19 protein-coding genes are annotated in these 20,565 nt (G+C 35.6%); 14 read left to right on the top strand and 5 right to left on the bottom strand.

Translation table 11 applies throughout. The features are described 5' to 3' along the window. Positions 1 to 2 precede the first annotated feature (2 nt). The 13 genes from HLK68_RS02780 to HLK68_RS02720 all read left to right on the top strand — a co-directional run bounded on the left by HLK68_RS02780 (position 3) and on the right by HLK68_RS02720 (position 15,783). Complete coding sequence (locus HLK68_RS02780; protein ID WP_006784629.1) at positions 3 to 1,160, top strand: murein hydrolase activator EnvC family protein; 1,158 nt, start codon at positions 3 to 5, stop codon at positions 1,158 to 1,160. A 248-nt stretch (positions 1,161 to 1,408) separates the two neighbouring features. Further along, positions 1,409 to 2,836 carry a S41 family peptidase gene (locus tag HLK68_RS02775; protein WP_006784630.1) on the top strand — a complete coding sequence of 476 codons (1,428 nt, stop codon included), beginning with the start codon at positions 1,409 to 1,411 and terminating at the stop codon, positions 2,834 to 2,836. 361 nt (positions 2,837 to 3,197) lie between these two features. Beyond that, positions 3,198 to 5,171, top strand: coding sequence for an excinuclease ABC subunit UvrB (gene uvrB, locus HLK68_RS02770; RefSeq protein ID WP_006784631.1), 1,974 nt, complete (start codon positions 3,198 to 3,200; stop codon positions 5,169 to 5,171). A 97-nt stretch (positions 5,172 to 5,268) separates the two neighbouring features. Further along, positions 5,269 to 6,462, top strand: a complete 1,194-nt coding sequence (locus HLK68_RS02765; RefSeq protein ID WP_006784632.1) for an L-serine ammonia-lyase — start codon at positions 5,269 to 5,271, stop codon at positions 6,460 to 6,462. Positions 6,463 to 6,553: 91 nt separating this feature from the next. Then, the gene (locus HLK68_RS02760; protein WP_006784633.1) at positions 6,554 to 7,375 is read left to right on the top strand and encodes a hypothetical protein; all 822 of its coding nucleotides are present in this window, start codon (positions 6,554 to 6,556) and stop codon (positions 7,373 to 7,375) included. A gap of 60 nt (positions 7,376 to 7,435) precedes the next feature. Then, positions 7,436 to 8,815, top strand: a complete 1,380-nt coding sequence (rlmD, locus tag HLK68_RS02755) for a 23S rRNA (uracil(1939)-C(5))-methyltransferase RlmD (protein ID WP_132942573.1) — start codon at positions 7,436 to 7,438, stop codon at positions 8,813 to 8,815. Between the two features lie 353 nt (positions 8,816 to 9,168). After that, complete coding sequence (gene hdhA / locus HLK68_RS02750) at positions 9,169 to 9,975, top strand: 7alpha-hydroxysteroid dehydrogenase (RefSeq protein WP_132942572.1); 807 nt, start codon at positions 9,169 to 9,171, stop codon at positions 9,973 to 9,975. A 137-nt stretch (positions 9,976 to 10,112) separates the two neighbouring features. After that, positions 10,113 to 11,474, top strand: a complete 1,362-nt coding sequence (locus tag HLK68_RS02745) for an MATE family efflux transporter (protein ID WP_132942571.1) — start codon at positions 10,113 to 10,115, stop codon at positions 11,472 to 11,474. 40 nt (positions 11,475 to 11,514) lie between these two features. Next, positions 11,515 to 12,726, top strand: coding sequence for a GNAT family N-acetyltransferase (locus HLK68_RS02740; RefSeq protein ID WP_006784637.1), 1,212 nt, complete (start codon positions 11,515 to 11,517; stop codon positions 12,724 to 12,726). Between the two features lie 135 nt (positions 12,727 to 12,861). Then, entirely contained in the window at positions 12,862 to 13,521 is a 660-nt protein-coding gene (locus HLK68_RS02735) for an amino acid ABC transporter permease (protein WP_006784638.1), read from the top strand. Further along, positions 13,502 to 14,179 carry an amino acid ABC transporter permease gene (locus HLK68_RS02730; RefSeq protein WP_006784639.1) on the top strand — a complete coding sequence of 226 codons (678 nt, stop codon included), beginning with the start codon at positions 13,502 to 13,504 and terminating at the stop codon, positions 14,177 to 14,179. Before HLK68_RS02735 ends, HLK68_RS02730 begins: the two co-directional genes overlap by 20 nt. A gap of 9 nt (positions 14,180 to 14,188) precedes the next feature. After that, positions 14,189 to 14,929, top strand: coding sequence for an amino acid ABC transporter ATP-binding protein (locus tag HLK68_RS02725; RefSeq protein WP_006784640.1), 741 nt, complete (start codon positions 14,189 to 14,191; stop codon positions 14,927 to 14,929). A gap of 14 nt (positions 14,930 to 14,943) precedes the next feature. Then, on the top strand, positions 14,944 to 15,783 hold the full coding sequence (locus tag HLK68_RS02720) for a cysteine ABC transporter substrate-binding protein (protein ID WP_006784641.1): 840 nt from the start codon (positions 14,944 to 14,946) through the stop codon (positions 15,781 to 15,783). 114 nt (positions 15,784 to 15,897) lie between these two features. Here the strand turns inward: HLK68_RS02720 and HLK68_RS02715 are convergent, their stop codons facing one another. The 5 genes from HLK68_RS02715 to HLK68_RS02700 all read right to left on the bottom strand — a co-directional run bounded on the left by HLK68_RS02715 (position 15,898) and on the right by HLK68_RS02700 (position 19,220). Continuing rightward, entirely contained in the window at positions 15,898 to 16,689 is a 792-nt protein-coding gene (locus tag HLK68_RS02715; protein ID WP_262942066.1) for a linear amide C-N hydrolase, read from the bottom strand. Then, the gene (locus HLK68_RS14785; RefSeq protein WP_408058025.1) at positions 16,635 to 16,952 is read right to left on the bottom strand and encodes a linear amide C-N hydrolase; all 318 of its coding nucleotides are present in this window, start codon (positions 16,950 to 16,952) and stop codon (positions 16,635 to 16,637) included. Before HLK68_RS14785 ends, HLK68_RS02715 begins: the two co-directional genes overlap by 55 nt. 224 nt (positions 16,953 to 17,176) lie before the next feature. Then, positions 17,177 to 17,419, bottom strand: coding sequence for a hypothetical protein (locus HLK68_RS02710; protein WP_229040062.1), 243 nt, complete (start codon positions 17,417 to 17,419; stop codon positions 17,177 to 17,179). A gap of 100 nt (positions 17,420 to 17,519) precedes the next feature. Beyond that, the gene (locus tag HLK68_RS02705; protein ID WP_006784644.1) at positions 17,520 to 18,458 is read right to left on the bottom strand and encodes a 2-keto-3-deoxygluconate permease; all 939 of its coding nucleotides are present in this window, start codon (positions 18,456 to 18,458) and stop codon (positions 17,520 to 17,522) included. Between the two features lie 15 nt (positions 18,459 to 18,473). Next, positions 18,474 to 19,220, bottom strand: coding sequence for an SDR family NAD(P)-dependent oxidoreductase (locus tag HLK68_RS02700; protein WP_009607116.1), 747 nt, complete (start codon positions 19,218 to 19,220; stop codon positions 18,474 to 18,476). 143 nt (positions 19,221 to 19,363) lie between these two features. Between HLK68_RS02700 and HLK68_RS02695 the strand changes: the two genes are divergently transcribed. After that, a complete protein-coding gene (locus tag HLK68_RS02695) occupies positions 19,364 to 20,551 on the top strand; it encodes a PucR family transcriptional regulator (RefSeq protein WP_006784646.1) in 1,188 nt (395 codons plus the stop codon). Positions 20,552 to 20,565: the final 14 nt, after the last annotated feature.

Raw genomic sequence — 20,565 nt, 5'->3', positions numbered from 1 at the left:
TCGTGGTTAAAAAACTTTTAATTAGCTTAACCGTGTTAACGGCATTGCATTTTGCACCTAAGCAGAATTTAACTGCCGAGGCAACAACAACATGTACAACAACTGAAGAATGTGATGCATTAATTAACCAGGCCCAAAGTCAAATTTCAGATATTAAAAATCAACAAAATGATGCACAGCAGGAATTGAATGCCGTTCAAGAAGATATTGGGGCAATACTTGATAAAATCTCGATGACAGAGAATGCGATTTCTTCTTATATGCAACAAATTAAACAAAAAGAAAGTGAGATTTCGACTAGTGAGAATCAAATTGAGCAACTAGAGGGTCAAATTTCTGAATTGAAAGAAATTGTAGGTGAGCGTGCGCGAGTTTCACAACGATTATCTCGTACAAATACGATTTTAGAAGTTATTTCTCAATCAACAAGTATCGTTGATTTTATTAAAAACTTACGTGTTGTGACACACTTTGCTGAAAGTGATGCAGAGGCAATGGATCAATTAAAATCTTTAGTGTCAGAACAACAAAACTTATTATCTTCTCTTAAAGTTCAAAAGGAAGAATTAGCTGCAAGCAAAGCAAGTTTAGAACAAGAGCGTGCAAATTTAGAGGCTTACGAAGAAAAACTTCAAAGCCAGAAGGCAGCTATTGCAAAGCAAATTCAAGAATTAGAGAGTGAACGTTTATCTCAAGCTGAAATTATTGCAATTGCAGAAGAACAAAAGAATTTATTAGTTTCTCAGACATCAGGCGGATTTATTATTCCATTAAAAACAGGATATGTAAGTTGTGAGTTTATGTGTTATTCAAATCATACTGGAATTGACTTAGGAAACTCAGGTGATACATCAACCCCAGTTTTAGCAGCAGCATCTGGAACAGTTATTCGTTCAGGCTGGCATGCAGCTTATGGATGGCATGTTATGATTTCACATAATATGGATGGAAAAATAATTACAACTGTTTATGCACATATGCACTCAAAACCTTTAGTATCTGTCGGACAACAGATAAATCAAGGGACGCAACTTGGAACCATGGGGAACACTGGTAACTCCTTTGGGGCCCATTTACACTTTGAAATGTATGATGGTTATTATAATTATCCTTATGCGGTTAATCCACGTAAGTATATTAATTTCCCATCTAGATGGTAACGAAAAGATGAGCCAATTGGCTCATTTTTTTTTACACTATTAAATAAGAATGTGTTTATAAATGGAGATTTAGTCTTTTTATACGTCTTTTCCTCATTTTAATCTAATTTATTCCATTTTATAGTCATGACAATGTTACTAAAAATTGATAAAATAAAGATAAACCGATAAAGTCTACATTATTTGGAATAGATGGGAAATACTATAGAGGTTATATTCGTTCCGTTGAATGGAAAAGGAGTGATATGATGAAACGAAATAAAACGTTTCTCATCATTGGAAGCTTTAGTCTAGGTGTAGTCGTAACTTTAATTTTATCGTTAGTATTTAAACCTGCTACGCAAGTACAAACGATTGTCTCACCTTCTAATTACGGTGAAACATCTTCAGTTACTCAAGTTTATGACGCATTGAAAACATATTATTATTTTTATGATGGTGATGATCAAGCTTTAATTGATGGGGCTATTTCTGGAATGATTAGTTCATTAGATGATCCACACTCTACGTATTTTACGATGAGTGACTACGAAAACTTTGTTGAGCATCTAGAAGAAACTTATTCAGGTATTGGCTGTGAAGTAACAAGTATTAATGGTTATACAATGATTGTGTCACCATTTCCAGATTCTCCTGCAGATGAAGCTGGGATTTTAGCCAATGATTTAGTTGTTGAAATTGATGGCGAGAACGTTGTAGGACAAAACTTACAAGAAGTAACTAATAAGATTAAAGGCCCTGTGGATACAACGGTCACTTTAGGTATCCAACGTAACGATAATCCGGAATTAATTTATATTGAAGTCCAACGACGCGCAATTGAACAAGAAACAGTTAAAACTGAATTAATGACCATTGGAGATAAAAAGATTGGATATTTACAGGTGACAACATTTGGTGAAAATACAGCGAATGAATTTAAAGAAGGAATTGAGTCACTTGAAAATCAAGGAATGGAATCCTTAGTTGTTGATTTACGTAACAATTCAGGAGGATATTTAACAAGTGTTGTTGAAATGGTTGATTATATTTTACCGCCAGACAAAGTCGTTACAACGATTGAAAATCGTGAAGGTAAAGGAACTCAATATATGACAAGTTCTGAGGGGAAAGATTATGAAGTTGTTACGTTAATTAACGAAGGAAGTGCTTCTGCATCCGAAATATTTGCCGCTGCGATGAAAGAGGCAGGCGGATATCCCGTTATCGGAACAACATCATATGGAAAAGGAACCGTTCAAGTTTCAATGCCACTTGATGATCATTCTTCATTAAAATTAACAACACAAGTTTGGAAAACACCAGATGGAAATTGGATTAACGAAGTAGGGGTAGAACCTACTCTAGTTGTTGAAGCGCCAGAATTTTATTACTACTATCAAGTCTACTTAACAGATGGAAAATCTTTAGAGTATGACATGGTAGATAGTTCTATAGCGAATGCACAAAATATTTTAACAGCCTTAGGTTATCAAGTTGGACGCCATGATGGATATTATGATAAATCAACAGTATCAGCTGTTGAAAACTTCCAAGCAGATAATGAAATTCTAGTCACAGGAATTATTGATAATAAAACAGCAAGTGAATTAACATTAGCTTTACGTAATAAAGTTCGTGATAAACAATATGATACTCAATTACAAACAGCACTTGAAGTTTTAATACAAGAATAACAAGGACGCTCGCCACATAAAAGTGGTGAGTTTTTTTGTTAACGAAAAAGGTTTAAAGTAATGTTAAAAGTGGAAAGATTTAATAATGAGATAAAGGGATTGTGTTTGAATACTGGACGTTAGCATTTTGTTTGTTAAATAATTTTTAACTGCTAGGTTAAAAATTTTTAGTATAAAGATAGAATATCTTATTTCCTATCAGTTACGGAAAAACATGAATTCCATAGCATAGATGACTTAGTATTAAAAGGATTAGGGGAGTAAGTCGTTTTAATACTATGAATTGTTTATCGTCTTGTATATAGAGATAGTACGTGTGTTTTAGGTATGATATAATGGGGATAATGTGAGGTGACGTTTAATGCCAAATAATAAGTTTGAAATTGTTTCAAAATACTCTCCATCAGGTGATCAACCAAAGGCAATTAAGCAACTAGTTGAGAATATTGAGCATGGAGTTAAAGAACAAGTTTTGCTTGGAGCAACTGGAACGGGTAAGACATTTACGATTGCAAATGTTGTTCAAGCTGTTAATAAGCCAACTTTAGTACTGGCGCATAATAAAACATTGGCTGGTCAGCTGTATAGTGAGTTAAAAGAATTTTTCCCAAATAATGCGGTTGAGTATTTTGTTAGTTATTATGATTACTATCAACCAGAAGCCTACGTTCCATCTTCAGATACATTTATTGAAAAAGATGCGAAGACAAATGATGAAATTGATAAATTACGTCACTCGGCAACTGCTGCCTTATTAGAACGAAATGATGTAATTGTAGTTGCTTCAGTTTCGTGTATTTATGGGATTGGAGATCCTGAAGAATATAAGAGTATGATGGTTTCGATTCGTGTCGGAATGGAAATGGAACGTAATGATTTATTAAAAGAGCTTGTTCGTATTCAGTATCAGCGTAATGATATTGATTTCCACCGTGGGACGTTTAGAGTTCGAGGTGATATCGTAGAAATTTTACCGATTGCAACAGAGAAGAATGCGATTCGTATTGAGTTCTTTGGAGAAGAAGTTGATCGTATTCGTGAAATTGATACGTTGACGGGTGAAGTGTTAAGTGAACGTAAACATGTTGTCATTTTCCCAGCTTCTCACTTCGTAACAGGTGAAGAGCGTATGAAAATCGCTCTTAAGAATATTGAAGAAGAATTAGAGCAACAAATTGAATATTTTAAGTCGGAAGAAAAGTTAATTGAAGCGCAACGAATTGAGCAACGTACGCGTTACGATTTAGAGATGATGGCTGAGATGGGATTCTGCTCTGGAGTCGAGAATTATTCTGGTCCATTATCACTTCGTGAACGTGGAGCAACTCCGTATTGCTTACTTGATTTCTTCCCAGATGATTGGTTGTTAGTAGCGGATGAATCACATGTGACGCTACCTCAGGTCAGAGGAATGTACAATGGTGACCGTGCGCGTAAAGAGACACTTGTGAATCACGGATTTAGATTACCTTCAGCTCTTGATAACCGCCCGTTACAATTTAATGAATTTGAAGAAAAAATTCATCAGGCGATTTATGTTTCTGCAACACCAGGTGATTATGAGTTAGCCCGTACAGATAAAGTGGTTGAGCAAATTATTCGTCCAACTGGATTACTTGATCCAATTATTGAGCTTCATCCAAGTCGTGGACAAATTGATCATTTAGTGGGTGAAATCTATAAACGTATTGAAAAAAATGAGCGTGTTTTAGTGACAACATTAACGATTAAAATGTCAGAAGAGTTAACGAATTATTTAAAAGAACTTGGAATTAAAGTCGCTTATTTACATTCTGAAATTAAGACGCTTGAGCGTATTGAGATTATTCGTGATTTACGTGTTGGAACTTATGATGTTTTAGTCGGAATCAACTTACTTCGTGAAGGACTTGATATTCCAGAGGTATCCTTAGTCGCTATTTTAGATGCAGATAAAGAAGGATTCTTACGTAGTGATCGCTCATTAATCCAAACGATTGGACGTGCTGCGCGTAATGCAGATGGTCGTGTTATTTTATATGCAGATAAGATGACCGGTTCAATGCAACGTGCGATTGAAGAAACCAGTCGTCGTCGTGAAATTCAAGAGAATTTCAATGAAGAACACGGCATTATTCCAATGACAATTCGTAAAGATGTTCGAGATGTGATTCGAGCGACTGAGGTTGTTGAGAAAGAAGCTAAATATGATAAGAAAATGTCGCGTAAAGATAAAGAAAAACTGATGGCTAAATTAGAAAAAGAAATGAAGGAAGCTGCTAAAGCACTTGATTTTGAAACAGCTGCAACGTTACGTGATGCAATGCTTGAATTAAAAATTGAATTAGGCTTATAATAAGATAATGAGGAAGAATTTGTTAACGTCTTATTGGTATAGAAAACCTTGAGGTATACAACATTGTCGGACATTTAGTAAGGAAAGAGGTAAAGATATGGAAAGTTTACGTGAATTATATAAAGTGGGAAATGGACCATCGAGTTCTCATACAATGGGTCCAGCACGTGCAGCAAAAGTTTTTATGGGACGTTATCCAGAGGCTTCATCTTATGAGGCAGTTTTATATGGAAGTTTAGCGGCAACAGGTGAAGGGCACCTAACTGACTATATCATTATTAAAACTATGGATCCAAAGCCTGTTAAAATTACATGGCGTCCAGAAGACTTCCGTCCATTCCACCCAAATGCCATGCAATTTATTGCGTATAACGAGGCAGGTGAGGCATTAGGAGATTGGACTGTTTATTCTGTTGGAGGAGGATCAATTATTGAGGAAGGACAAGGGCGCAATGAAGTAGTAGCGGCTTATCCAGATTCAACAATGGCTGATATTTTAAAAGTGTGTGAAGAGAAAAATTGGACATTAGCAGACTATGTCTATGAGCATGAATCGGATATTAAACCTTATTTAGTTGAGATTTTAACGGTGATGCGTGAAACGTTAGAGAATGGTTTAAAGGCTGAGGGAAATTTACCTGGAAAACTAAATTATCCACGTCGTGCTAAACAGTTTCATGAGCATGCTAAATCAATGCCAGAAGATTTATCAGTTTTAATTTATGCTTATGCTTTAGCCGTGTCTGAACAAAATGCGAGTGGAGATGTTGTTGTAACGGCTCCAACTTGTGGAGCATCTGGTGTCATTCCGGGAACCTTATTTGCGCTTCAACAATTTGAAGGATATAGTGATGATCAATTAGTTGATGCATTAGCAGTAGCAGGATTAATTGGAAACTTAATTAAAACAAATGCTTCAATTTCAGGAGCAGAGGTTGGATGCCAAGGTGAGGTAGGTTCTGCTTGTTCAATGGCAGCAGCAGCTGTTGCTTATTTAAAAGGGGCTTCAAACTTACATTGTGAGTATGCAGCAGAAATTGGACTTGAACATCATTTAGGAATGACATGTGATCCTGTCTTTGGTTATGTTCAGGTTCCTTGTATTGAGCGTAATGCGGTTGCGGCTAAACGTGCCTATGATGCAGCTAAATATGCCATGTTAACAGATGGATATCATACAATTACACTTGATCAAGTGATGCAAACGATGAAAGAGACAGGTCACGACTTAATGGCGAAGTATCGTGAAACAGCACAAGGTGGTCTTGCAAAACATTTTGCAGAATGCTAAGCCGACGTGTGGTATAATAAGTTGTAAATGAAAAAAATCATAACATCCTAAGATGATACTTATAAACAAATCATGAAAAGGGAGTGATCGTATGGCAACAGAGAAAAAGAAAAACACAACGAACGAAAAACCAAAGACTCAGACGTCTAAAGGAAAGAAAGCTCGTAGTAAAAATGAGATTGCCTTATATAGTTTTATTGGAGTCTTAGCGGTTGTAACGGTTTTATTTGCTTACAATGTCATCAGTTATTTTTATATTGAACCCACTAAAGCAGCAGGAAAACCGCAATATGGTGACCGTTTAGATGGTTTAGTGACAATTGATCAATCAATTATAAATGATGCACAGTCTTATGGAAGTGGTCTATCCGGTGTACAATCTGTTAATATTACGGTTGAAGGAATGATTGTTTATATTGATGTTCGTGTTGATTCAACAACAGCACTTACGACTGCTCAGGCAAACACTGAGAAGATTTCAGATTATTTAATCGATGCAATGGATAAAGCTAATGCAAATTCTTCACAGGCCTATAACTTCCAATTAGTTGTGGCAAATGAAGATCCTAAGACATTAGTTGATACAAATCGTGCAGAAGAATTAGATTATATTAAACAACATGACGTTGCAATTGTTGAGCAAGTTGTAGGATATGCTGAAGAATATCCTACAGTAGCTAATATTGAGCGTGCTAACAAAAATATCGCTTATATGCAAACGAGTTATCCTGAAGAAGCAGCCGCTTTTCAAAAACGTGTGGATGCTTTAACAGAGTTAACTGCAGAACAAGAAGAAGCATTAGGTGAAATTCCAACGCTAGAAGTAGATAAAGAAATTAAACCTTCAAGTATTGCAGAGTACCCAAGTTGGGGAACATTAAATCCTGAGACAGGAAAATATGATTGGAAATAGTAAAAGGCAGGGGAGGCTTATTTTAGTCTCCCTCTCTTTGTGAATAAAGGTGATAGAAAAATGTCGAAAAAAAGTGTACCAGTAGTAAAAAATGAATATTATGATGTAAAAATTGAAAGTTTAACACATGACGGTTTAGGTGTTGCTAAAATTGATGGTTTCCCTATTTTCGTGACAAATGCACTAGTAGGCGAAGAAGTTAATATGAAAGTAACATTAGTTAAAAAAACGTATGCCATTGGACGTGCAGTTGATTTATTTGTCGAGAGTCCTGACCGTGTGACGCCGCCATGTAAAATTTATAAACAATGTGGTGGATGTCAAGTTCAGCATCTAAATTATCCAGGACAACTTCAAATGAAATATGATACAGTTGTAAATCAGTTCAAACGCATTGGTCATATTGAAGATGCGAATATTTTACCGACCATCGGAATGGAGGAACCTTGGCGTTATCGTAATAAAACGCAGGTGCCATTTGGTTTAGCTAATGGTGATGTAGTGGCTGGGTTCTATCAAAAACGAAGCCATGAGATTATTGATATGCGTCATTGTTTAATTCAAACTGAAATTTCAGATGAAATTATTCATGAGATGCGTGGAATTTGTCGTGATTTAAAACTAAGTCCGTATAATGAGGAGTCGAATACTGGTATTTTACGCCATGTCATCGTGCGCACAGGATTTAAGACGGATGAGATTATGGTTATTTTAGTGACACGTAAAGAGAAAATCATTAATATGGATCGTATTGTGTCACGCTTATTAGAAAAATTCCCTCAGATTAAAGTTATTGCTCAAAATATTAATCCAAACGTAACAAATGCTATTTTAGGTGAGAAAACAAACATCATTTACGGTGAAGGATATATTTATGATGAAATGAACGGAATTCGTTTCGCCATTTCACCACGTTCATTCTATCAAGTTAACCCTGTTCAAACCGAAACACTTTACTCTAAAGCCGTTGAATTTGCAGGACTAACAGGAGAAGAAATCGTATTCGATGCTTACTGTGGAATCGGAACGATTACATTATTCTTAGCACAACATGCCAAAAAAGTTTACGGGGTTGAAATCATTCCTGAAGCCATTGCCGATGCAAACATGAATGCTAAATTAAATGGATTCGAAAATACAGAATTTGCAGTAGGAAAATCAGAAGAAGTTATTCCAGCTTGGATCGAACAAGGAATCGTTCCAGACGTCATCGTCGTCGATCCACCACGTAAAGGATGCGATAAAACATTACTAGACACAATGCTAGAAGCAGCACCAAAACGCATCGTCTACGTGTCATGCGATTCATCAACACTAGCTCGCGACGTTAAAATTCTAGTAGACGGTGGATACCAACTAGAAGTCGCACAACCTGTAGATATGTTCCCTCAGACAAGTCACGTAGAAGTAGTGGCTCTGCTTACACGTAAAAACGTGTAAGCAGTTAGCACTACTCTATGCAATAGTTTCACCATGAAGATGAGCTGAAAAGCGAAATCTAAATGGCATGAAGCCACTTGCGTGAGACCAATATTAGAAGAAATTTTGGTGTGGATAAGCGCACTCCATGCAAGGTTCATCCAAGAAAGTGAGCTACAGGTGAAACTTGATTGGTTATGAGCTACTACGCGAAGTGGTCCTCAGTAAATGACTCGCTCTACGAAGTAAGCTATTATCACTCCTGAGTTTGTATCTTTGCGAAATGAGATAGTCAATATAAGTAACGTTATAAAAAATCGAGTATAAAAAACCTCCATAATATCAATTATAATGATTAGATTGGAGGTTTTTTTATGCGAAAATTAGAGAATGCAATAGCTCTTGTCACGTCTTCAACAAGAGGTATTGGGTTAGCGTGTGCTAAAAAATTAGCGAGTGAGGGTGCCATTGTTTATATGGGAGTTCGTCGTTTAGAGGTCACTCAAGAAATTTGTGATGAAGTGGCTAAAGAGGGTTTGAAAATGAAGCCTGTCTTTTTTGACGCCTACAACATTGATTCTTATGAAACGATGGTAGAAGAAGTGATTAGGGAACAAGGTAAGATTGATATTTTAGTTAATAATTTTGGAACTGGAAGACCGGAAGTAGATTTAGATTTAGTTAGTGGAGATGAGAAAGCTTTTTTTGATATTTTAGAAGCGAATATCGGATCAGTTTATCGTATCTCTAAACTGGTGATTCCTCATATGATTAAACAAGGAAAAGGAAGCATTGTTAATATTTCATCGATTGGTGGAACGGTCCCAGATATTTCTCGTATTGGTTATGGTGTTTCAAAAGCAGGCGTTAACAATATAACTCAACAAATCGCTATGCAGTATGCGCGCTATAATATAAGATGTAATGCGGTATTACCAGGTTTAACAGCAACCGATGCAGCTCTTGATAATATGCCAGAACAATTTATTAAGTCTTTCTTATCGCATGTTCCTTTAAATCGCATGGGAACACCTGAAGACATGGCGAATGCGGTTCTATTTTTCGCTAGCGATGATTCTTCTTATGTAACGGGGGATATTATGGAGGTATCAGGTGGTTATCATTTAGGAACACCACAATATGCTGATTTTGTTGGTCGTAAAGTAGTTGAGGAAAAGTAAATAAAAATCCCACTGAAAAGATATGTCAGTGGGATTTTTATGATAGATGTCAAAAAACTGGTAATAAAAAATACAGTGAATATAATATTATTAGAAAGTGAGCATTTTAGTTTTCTAGCAAAAAAAGGGGTTATACAATGAGTCATGAAAAGTTGTTTGAAAATAAGTCAATTCAACATTTGATTGTTCTATTTTCATTTCCAACTATTTTTTCTTTAGTTTTGGAGTCATTCGTTTCAATGATTGATACAGCATTTGCGGGGCACCTTGGAAGTATGAGTAGTATTGCTTTGTCAGCAATGGGGCTTTTAACACCTATCTTACAAATCTTACTAGCAGCTCAACTGATTTTTGGGGTATCCACAAGTATTGTCGTTTCGAAACGATTAGGTGAAAAGAATCAAGAAAAGGTAAATGAAACGTTTACGATTGGATTTTATGGTTGTGGAGTGTTTAGCATTGCTATTTCACTATTAATTTTTTTATTACAAGATCCGTTGCTATTTGTTTTAGGGGCGAGTGGTGAGGTTAGACGGTATGCTTTACAGTATTTAAATTTGGCACTAATTTTCAATATTTTTAATTCGCTCGGTTATATGTTAGTTAATATGATTAGGGTGTTTGGTTATCCTAAAATGGAAATTATTATCGGGGTTATTTCAACGCTCAGTAATGTGTTCTTTAACGTGCTCTTTACGTTTATTTTAGGACTTGGATTTATTGGGATTGCCTTTGCTACACTAACAAGTAGTGTCATCTACTTTAGTTGCGCCGTTTTATTTTTAATGCACAAAAAACTGTGGATGAAGAAGGTCCATTTAACTATTAATCCATCGAAAGAGATTTTGATTTCTATTATTAAAATTGGATTTGTGCAGTTTTTGATGCAAGCTCTTAATAGTGTCAGTGGCTTTGTTATTAATCGTCGTTTAATTGGACTTGGATATGTTTCGTCAATTGGAGCCTTCGCCATCTGTAATAATATAAATACGGTGATTTTGTTACCATTAATTGGGTTAATACAGGGGAGTCAATCTGTTATTGCGTATTTCCATGGGCGTCAGAACCATCAATCTGAGAGAATAGCGAAACAAAAAATTGTGAATTATAGTTTAATTTATGCTTTGGTAATCACGATAGTCAGTCTCTTATGGACGAGACCGTTATTAATGATTTTTACGAGTGATGAGAGTTTAATCCAGTCTGCGATTCCGATCCTTAGAATTATGGTAGCGGGATTTCCATTTATGGGAATCATTTATACATTGATTACGTTTATGCAAGTATCGAAAGAAGAAGCAAAGGCTAGCCAGTTAGAGGTGGTAAGGCAAATTGTTTTACTCATTCCTTTAGTTATTGTTTTTTCGGTTCTTTTTTCAAGATTTAATATTTTTAATATTTCAGCAGAACAGGGAATGTTCTTAGCTTTTCCTTTAACAAATATGATTATCGTATTGTTTTATTTTAAAAAGATTAAAACGATTTATAAGGATGACTAAACAGCTATTTAGATAGTAAAAAATAAAGGGAGACGGATTTATGAGTAGAAAAAAACAGTTGAAAATGAGTAAAGTTGGATTAGAGCATTTAGAGCAGTACAATCAATTACTGAGATATGTATTTCAGGTGACAGACCAAGAACTTCAAGAAATTGGATGGCAGGAAAAAGAAATGATTCGAGCTAAATCCCCAACGCTTGAGCGAGCAGATGTGATTGGCTGGTTTGATCGGGACCAATTGATTTCGCAAGTTGCGATTTATCCGATGCGTGTCCGTATTTTTAATCAGACATATGATATGGGGGGCGTGACAGGGGTTGGAACTTATCCTGAGTATGCGAACCAAGGACTGATGCATAAATTACTAATAGAAGCGTTAAAACATATGAAAAATCATAACCAACCTATTTCTTATCTTTATCCGTATTCTATTCCTTATTACAGACGCAAAGGATGGGAGATTGTATCAGATAAGATTGTGTATGAAATTAATGATTATCAATTGCCTAAGCATCGACGCGTGAGTGGGGAAGTTGAACGTGTGGATGCTGAAAGTGAAGAAATTAAAAAAGCATATGAACGCTTTGCTTATCAAACTCATGGTGCCTTACTTCGTGATGATTTAGCATGGAATGAATATTTTCTATGGGATAGTGACGATTTAATGGCGGCTATTTATTATAATGAAGCAGGGTTTGCCGATGGGTATATTCTTTATTTTATTAAGGACGAAATTTTTAATATTAAAGATATGATTTTTATAAATGAGGAAGCAAGGACGGGACTTTGGAATTTTATTAGTGCCCATTTTTCAATGATAAAAAAAGTAATTGGAAATACGTATACGGATGAACCATTAGCTTTTTTACTTGAGGATGCCGATATTAAAGAGACCATTTCACCGTATTTTATGGCACGAATTGTTGACTTAGAAAAATTTATTGAACAATATCCATTTAAGCCAGATACGATTGCAAGGGAGTGGACTTTTACAATGGATGATCCGCTTCTTTCGTGGAATCAAGGCTCTTTTACGCTAAGTATTGATACGGAGGGTGTCGGTAAAATCAAACGTACCAGTGTGAAAACAGGGGATCGCATTGATATCCAAACCATGACGACGATGTTACTGGGATATAAGCGTCCTGATTATCTTCATAAGATTGGTCGTTTGAGTTGTAGTTCAAAGACATTAGATATGTTAGAGGATGCGATTGAGCAACAGACACCTTATTTTTCAGATTACTTTTAAAAAATGAAAAAAGCTCTCAAGATTGTTCTTGAGAGCTTTTTTGTAGATTAATTTCAATACTTTCTTATTTTTAACGAACATTTTTCTGGGCTTAATATACTATATATCAAGAGGATTATAGTTAGGAGGGAGATAATGGATTTTCAATTTATAAAAACGTATGCACCGATGTATGTAGAGGCTGCTAAGTTAACCATGAGTATCGCTCTTTTGGGAATCTTATTGTCTACTTTAGTTGGATTTATCTGCTGTTTAATTCGATATTATAAGATTCCAATTTTACAACGTGTGATTGGGATGTATATAGAACTTTCAAGGAATACACCGTTATTAATTCAATTGTTTTTTCTATATTTTGGATTACCGAAGTTAGGGATCTTTTTAAGTTCATATGCATGTGGAGTACTTGGATTAACTTTTTTAGGTGGGAGTTATATGGCTGAGGCTTTTCGAAGTGGACTCGAGTCCATTCCTGACATTCAAATGGAGTCGGGATTGAGCCTTGGTTTAACCAAATGGCAAGTCTTACGTTATATTATTTTTCCTCAAGCAGTAGCAGTCTCGCTGCCTGCTTTTAGTGCAAATGTGATTTTTTTAATCAAGGAAACATCTGTCTTTAGTGTCGTTGCATTAGCAGATTTAATGTATGTAGCAAAAGGATTAATCGGGCTTTATTATAAAACTGACGAGTCCTTGTTGATGTTAGTTGTTGCGTATTTAGTACTGTTATTACCTATTTCATTAATTTTAAGTGTTATTGAGAAGAAGGTGCGTTATGGAGGAGTGGGGAATTAGTGTTTTATTTGAAGGAAAAAATTTCATTCGATTGTTACAAGGACTAGGAGTGACATTAGAAATTTCTTTGATTTCTGTGATGATTTCAGTTGTTTTGGGCCTTGTAATGGGGATGTTCATGAGAGTGAAGACAAAGGTCGTTCGTCTAATCTGTCGTCTTTATTTAAATACGGTTCGAATTGTTCCACAGTTAGTCTTATTGTTTTTAGCTTATTTTGGTTTGAGTAAATCTTTTGGGATTAATTTATCAGGAGAAGTGGCCTCTATTTTAGTGTTTTCTTTTTGGGGAATTGCTGAAATGGGAGATTTAGTACGAGGGGCTTTAGATTCAATCCCGAAACATCAGTATGAGACAGCGTTGGCGATTGGATTGAATCAGCGTCAAATTTATCAATATATTATTATTCCACAAACGATTAGACGATTACTTCCACAAACGATTAATTTAGTGACGCGTATTATCAAAACGACTTCATTAATTGTTTTAATTGGAGTCGTTGAGGTCGTAAAGGTAGGACAACAAATTATTGAGGCTTCACGACTAACAGTTCCGACGGCAGCTCTTTGGATATATGGGGTTATTTTTCTACTTTATTTTTTAATCTGTTATCCGATTTCATTGGCTGCAACAAAACTAGAAAAGCATTGGGAGGAGTGAGGTGAAGAGATGAGCTCAACGATATTAAAACTAGACCAGATTACAAAAAGTTATGATAATCAGATTATTTTCTCTAATTTGTCATTAGAGATAAAAAAAGGGGAGGTCGTCGTCGTTTTAGGACCTTCTGGCTGTGGAAAAAGTACATTGCTACGATGTATGAATGGATTAGAGAGTATTCAAGCAGGAGAAATTTTATTAGAAGATGAGGTGATTAGCAATCAGCATAAAAAGATGCATTTAGTTAGACAAAAAATTGGTATGGTTTTTCAAAGTTACGAGTTATTTCCACATTTGAATGTGTTGCAAAATATTACGTTAGGTCCTATTAAAGCACAAAATCGGGATAAGGTCGAGGTGGTGAAAGAAGCAGAGCAATTATTAGAACGGGTGGGGTTATTAGAAAAGAAAAATGCTTATCCACACCAACTATCAGGTGGTCAAAAACAGCGTGTTGCCATTGTTCGGGCACTTTGTATGAAACCAGAAATTTTATTATTTGATGAGGTGACGGCTGCGCTTGATCCAGAAATGGTACGAGAAGTATTAGATGTGATGCTTTCACTTGCTAAAGAGGGAAGTACGATGGTCATTGTAACTCACGAAATGCAGTTTGCTCGTGCGATTGCAGATCGAATTATTTTTTTAGATGAAGGACAGATTATTGAAGAAAGTGATCCAGAAACATTTTTTACGAATCCTAAAACGAATCGGGCTAAACAATTTTTAAATCTGTTCACGTTTGAATGAAAGGAGAATTTAGAATGAAAAAAGTTTTTTTATGTTTCATGAGTTTCTTATTAACGTTAGGAGTTTTAGGGGCATGCGGTGAATCAAATACTAGTCAATCAGAAGCGAGAAGTATTGAAGAGATTCAAGAGAGTGGAAAAATTATTATTGGTGTCTTTAGTGATAAAAAACCGTTTGGTTATGTTGATTCGAATGGGGATTATCAAGGTTATGATGTTTATTTTGGGAATCGAATTGCACAAGACCTTGGCGTAGAAGTTGAGTACGTACCCGTTGAAGCGGCAAGTCGTGTTGAATATTTAGTGTCTAATAAAGTGGATATTATCTTGGCAAACTTTACAGTGACTGAGGAAAGAAAAGAAAAAGTAGATTTTACTTTACCTTATATGAAAGTGGCACTAGGAGTTGTTTCTCCAGATGATGCGTTAATTACAGATGTCGAACAATTAAATGGGAAAACGCTCATTGTTAGTAAAGGAACAACAGCAGAAACTTATTTTACTGAAAATTATCCAAATGTAAATTTATTAAAATTTGATCAATATAGTGAAGCCTATAATGCGCTACTCGATGGTCGTGGAGATGCTCTTTCGACTGATAATACAGAAGTATTAGCATGGGCACTTGAAAATGAAGGATTTAGTGTTGGAGTTGAATCATTAGGAAGTATTGATACGATTGCAGCAGCTGTCCAAAAAGGCAATGATGAGTTATTAGAGTGGTTAAATAATGAGATTGTAGAGCTTGGAAAAGAGGATTTCTTCCATGCCGATTATGAAGAAACATTAGCGCCAGTTTATGGTGATGCGGCAACGCCTGATAATATTGTGGTTGAAGGTGGCGTTATTGAATAATTTTGAATAAGGTATGTCTCATGAGAAAAATTTATCGATGAAGATTTGAGAGTCTTGAAATCTTTTAAACAAATAAAGAGCCTCTTAGGATTGTCTAAAGAGGCTCTTTTTGTATTAATTAAGATATTTGATGTCATTTATAGGATTTAATTCGAATTGAACAGCTTGTTTTTTCTCAATTAATGGGTTCATATCCACACATTGAATACGCATGTTTTGGTAGCTTACCCAGTAATAGCGAAGAGATTCAGAGCACATAACGGCAGTGTAAATCGTGTAATCAAATAAAACGACGCCACTATCATGCTCCGTAATGGTTTTATCTTCGCCAACTTCAACGATCCCCATTGGAAATTGAACGTTTTTAAATGTTTGGAACATATAGGTAACAGCTTCGGTTTCATTTTTTCCTTTGCAGGCGTAATTTTTGAGGAAGGCTAAACGTGTAAATCGAGATGGCGAGCTAAAATCTCCTGGCAGTCCAGCTGCTCCGCTCCCTGAGAAACAGGCTTCAATCGTATCGTCATTCAGTGTAACGCTTGAATAATCGAGACTTCGTATATTGCAGTAATTTAATAAATTGGTACGATGCCAATCGTAATTTGGACTATTTGTTAAGACGCCCATTGAATGTCGGTGAATCTTCAGTTTATCTACATCAGGTTCAATGATGATGGTTTCTCCTGTACGGTCACTAAACATCCAGTGAGTATTACGGATATCCCCGAAGACAGGCTTTGCGATAAGTGTAACATCATTTTCTAATTTTGAAATGACTTCTTCGACGGTAGCACACATACTTAAGAAGTAAGTAACGGCAAAGATAGGTTGTAAGGGGATGGTTCCTTCCTTCACTTCATCAGCATATTTAGCAAACTCACGATAGTAGAGTTGCCCCCCATTAATCCTTTCTCATTAATGCCTTCAAAAAAAGTTGGAGTTGTTTTTAAGATTAAGGATCCCATTCCTAACACACCATATGAAGAGGTTAACTTGGTTGATTCATCTAGATTTTTTTCAATAGCTGTTCCACAAGCGTAGAAAGTTGTGCCACTTGGAACAAAGGTTATTTTGCTATTTGATGCAATGCGATTGAAATCGAAGTTTCTCCCCCAAAAATGTTTTTGATCCTCACTAATCCAAGATAGCCCGCTACATCCTGCACTCAGAGTTTCTATCGATTACTTTATCTTATTATCGTTCATGATAATCCTCCTATCTTTAGTATATTTAGATACCATTTAGTTTACGCATAACTTGTTTTTTTATCGTTATTGAAATATTTTTATTACTAATTAATACGTAGAAAGCATGAAAGTAGAGAAGTGAAGAAAATGTGATTATATATAGTTAAAAAGTTCAAGATGCGTTAAGCGTCTTGAACTTTTTTGGATTATTCTTGATTTGTTTTAAAGCTTGCTGCAAATTCATGTAAGACATTGTGGACTTCATCTACATGGTTTGGTTTTATTAAGACTGTAATTTGAGGAATAAAGGCACCAATATCGGCACGTGTAAATGTTCCTGCTTCTTGTTTTTTAAAACATTCATTGACTAATTTTTGAGCTTCATCGACTTTTCCATCTTGAACGCGTTTTAAAATATAGTCTAAAAATTGAGCTTGTTTATTATTCATCATGAAACCTCCTGATATAATATCAACTTTATTATGTCCAAGTCTTTCATGAATATTGCTATTGTTGATCATTATTTTTTTGCATTGAAAAAGACGGTTGTTAAACCGTCTTTTGAGCTTTTTTCTCATTTTGTTTGGCAACAAAGCTTGTGAGCATTGGTGTTAAAAAGGCTGTAATGATGACTGAAGCAGCAACTTGAGCGGTAGCAACAGGAGCAATTAAGACATAAGTTGGATCAACCGCTGCTAAAGCGGCAGGATTAGCAACGCCACTGGCTGCAGTACTTGAAATTGAAGCTCCGGCAATTCCTGAACCACCTGTTAATCTATCAGCTCCAATTGTAATAGCCCCAACAATAAAGACCGTAATTAATCCAAGTAAAATTCCAGATAACCCACCTTGGAATAATTGCTGAATCGACATTCCACAACCAAGTGCAAATCCAACGACGATAATACTTGGAGTCACCCCAGCGCTTAGATTTTTCTTAAGCCATGGCGAGCAACTTCCTAGAATTAATCCAAGGATAAGCGGTAAAATCGATCCGATGATTGGCCAGATTGAAATACTTGCAAGGCCAGCAGAACTTAGAGCAATCATCGTAACAGTAGGTCCGACACTTAAAGATGTAATTCCTACAGCCCCTTTGTCAGAATCGTCACCGTACTGTGCTACAATCCCTGAATAAAGTGCGTTGTTTGCAACAGAGATGGCACTAATAATAGCTAAAGCTGACAATCCTAAGAAATTGTCATTGAATAGGAAGGCCACCCCAAGCCCTAACAAAACTGACATTAATACTTTAGTGACAATGACAACGGCCCCTTTTTTTATAGCGCGTGGTGTACTTTTAATATCAATACTGGCTCCTAAAAAGAATAGGAAGATTCCAACCAAAGCACCTGTTCCATGCACAGCATTTGTAAAGAATCCCCCAATTTCTAAAACTTGAGGAACGAATGAATTTAGTAAAACGCCAATTAGCATTGGGACAACAATCGTGTCTCCCGGAAATCGTTTGTATTTTAGTTTTGCCATTATGATCCCCTCCGATTAGTCTAATACAATACCACCATCACAGTCCCCAATCTCACCGTTAACGAAGCTTGCTGCATCAGAAGCAAAGAACAAAATCATTTGAGCAATCTCAACGGGTTCAGCAGCACGCCCAAGTGGAATCATACCAATAACTTTTGCATTTTTCTGTGCATCTTCAGATAAACTTTTTGTCATTGCCGTATGAGTAAATGATGGGCAAACAGCATTACAACTAATTCCGTATTTTCCACCTTCCTTAGCGATAGCCTTTGTTAGGCCATTAACCCCAGCTTTTGAAGAAGCATAGGCTGCTGTTCCAAGCAATCCCCCTCCAATTTTTCCAGCTACAGATGAAACATTAACGATGCGTCCCCCTTTTTTCTCAATAAAATAAGGATAAATAGCTGAACAAGTGGTGAAAGTACCGGTCAAATTAATACGAATGGTTCTTTCCCATTCTGCATCACTAATTTCTTGAAATGGTAATTTTGAAATCACACCTCCGACGTTGATTAAACCGTGTACTCGATCAAAATCATTTAAGACAGTTGAAATAACTGAACGGATATTATCGCAGTCTCCAAGATCGATTTTATAAAAAGAAGCATTTCCAAGTTCCTCTGCCGTTGCTAATCCGACTGCCTCGTTAATATCTAAAATAACGACATGTCCGCCACCTTCAACAATTCCTCTTGCAGTTTCTTTCCCAATTCCTTGAGCTCCACCCGTTACTAAGATTGTTTTACCTTTGAAATCAAACATTTTACAAGCCCCCCTCATTTTTGTGAAAAAAATCATTAATTAACTTACGCTAACATTATAGCACTGAAGGCATAAACGGAAAATGTGAGCATAGCCTAGAAAGTAGATGAGGTATTAGGCTACTAGCACAAAGGAGAGAGAATGTGAAAGAGGAATTAATACAATCCATTTTGCAAGGAGAATCGTTTGAACAAGTGGTCGATAAAGCTGCGAAGTATTTAAATAACCCACTGGTTATTATTAATAATTCTTACAATATTATTGCTCATTCTTCCTGTATTAAAATAGATGATTTGATTTGGAACAATGCAGTTAGTAGAGGTTATATTACCCTTGAATTTGCCACGACGTTAAATCATTGGCACACATTAAAAGATAAGAATCGAAAATATGAATGCATGACGGTTGATCAAATCAATGAACGAAGACGTCGTTTTTATAAACTTGAGATTAATCATCAATTACTAGGGTATCTTAATATTACGGAAGTAAAACATGATTTTGATGATTTAGATGAGGAATGTTACTACTTCGTTAGCCAAGTGTTAGCAAAGGAACTTCTAATCCAACAAAAATTAATGCCACCAAGTGATCGGCTTCAAAATGAAGATATTTTATTAGAATTACGACGTGACAACTATATTAATCGTATTCATCTTTATGAACGGGTTCAATTTAGTCATTTAAAAATGACGTCGACATATCGAGTATTATGCTCAGATTTAAACGATTTTTTATCCTATAATGCAGATGAAGATGATTTTAAGCATGAACTTTTATCCCATTTTCCGGGTTCAACCATTATTGTTGTGGATAAAATTTTGATTATTTTGGTGGAGGAGAGGGCGGGCTTATTTAATAAGGAGCTAAATGATTATTTAAAGTTTAAACAGTTGATTCTTGGCATTAGCGATGTTTTTTATGAGTTATTTGAGTTTAAACGGTATGAGAATCAGGCGATTAGTGCTTATGAGAATCGTAAGTATTTGTTAGATGATTTTGATAGATATGTGTTTTATGAACAGGTTAAAATTTATGATTTACTAAGGCAGATTCCAAGAGAAGAATTACTATATTTTTGTCATCGAACAGTTTTAAACATTTATGAATATGATAAAAAGTTTGAAACAGACTATTTAAATACACTAAATGTTTATTTAAGAATGAAACAAAGTATAAAAGCAACCTCAAATTATCTGTATCTGCATCGTAATACCATTAACTATCGGATATTAAAAATTAAAGAGCTCTTTCATTTAGATTTGGATGATTATGCGGTGGTCAATCAGTTACTATTTTCATGTCAAATCATACAGGTTTGGTGTAAGTAAAGAGGATCATCATA

This window comes from Turicibacter sanguinis, assembly GCF_013046825.1.
Taxonomy (GTDB): Bacteria; Bacillota_I; Bacilli_A; order MOL361; family Turicibacteraceae; genus Turicibacter; species Turicibacter sanguinis.
Note: the sequence above shows the minus strand (reverse complement) of the source record. Positions and strands in the feature narration are given on the sequence as shown.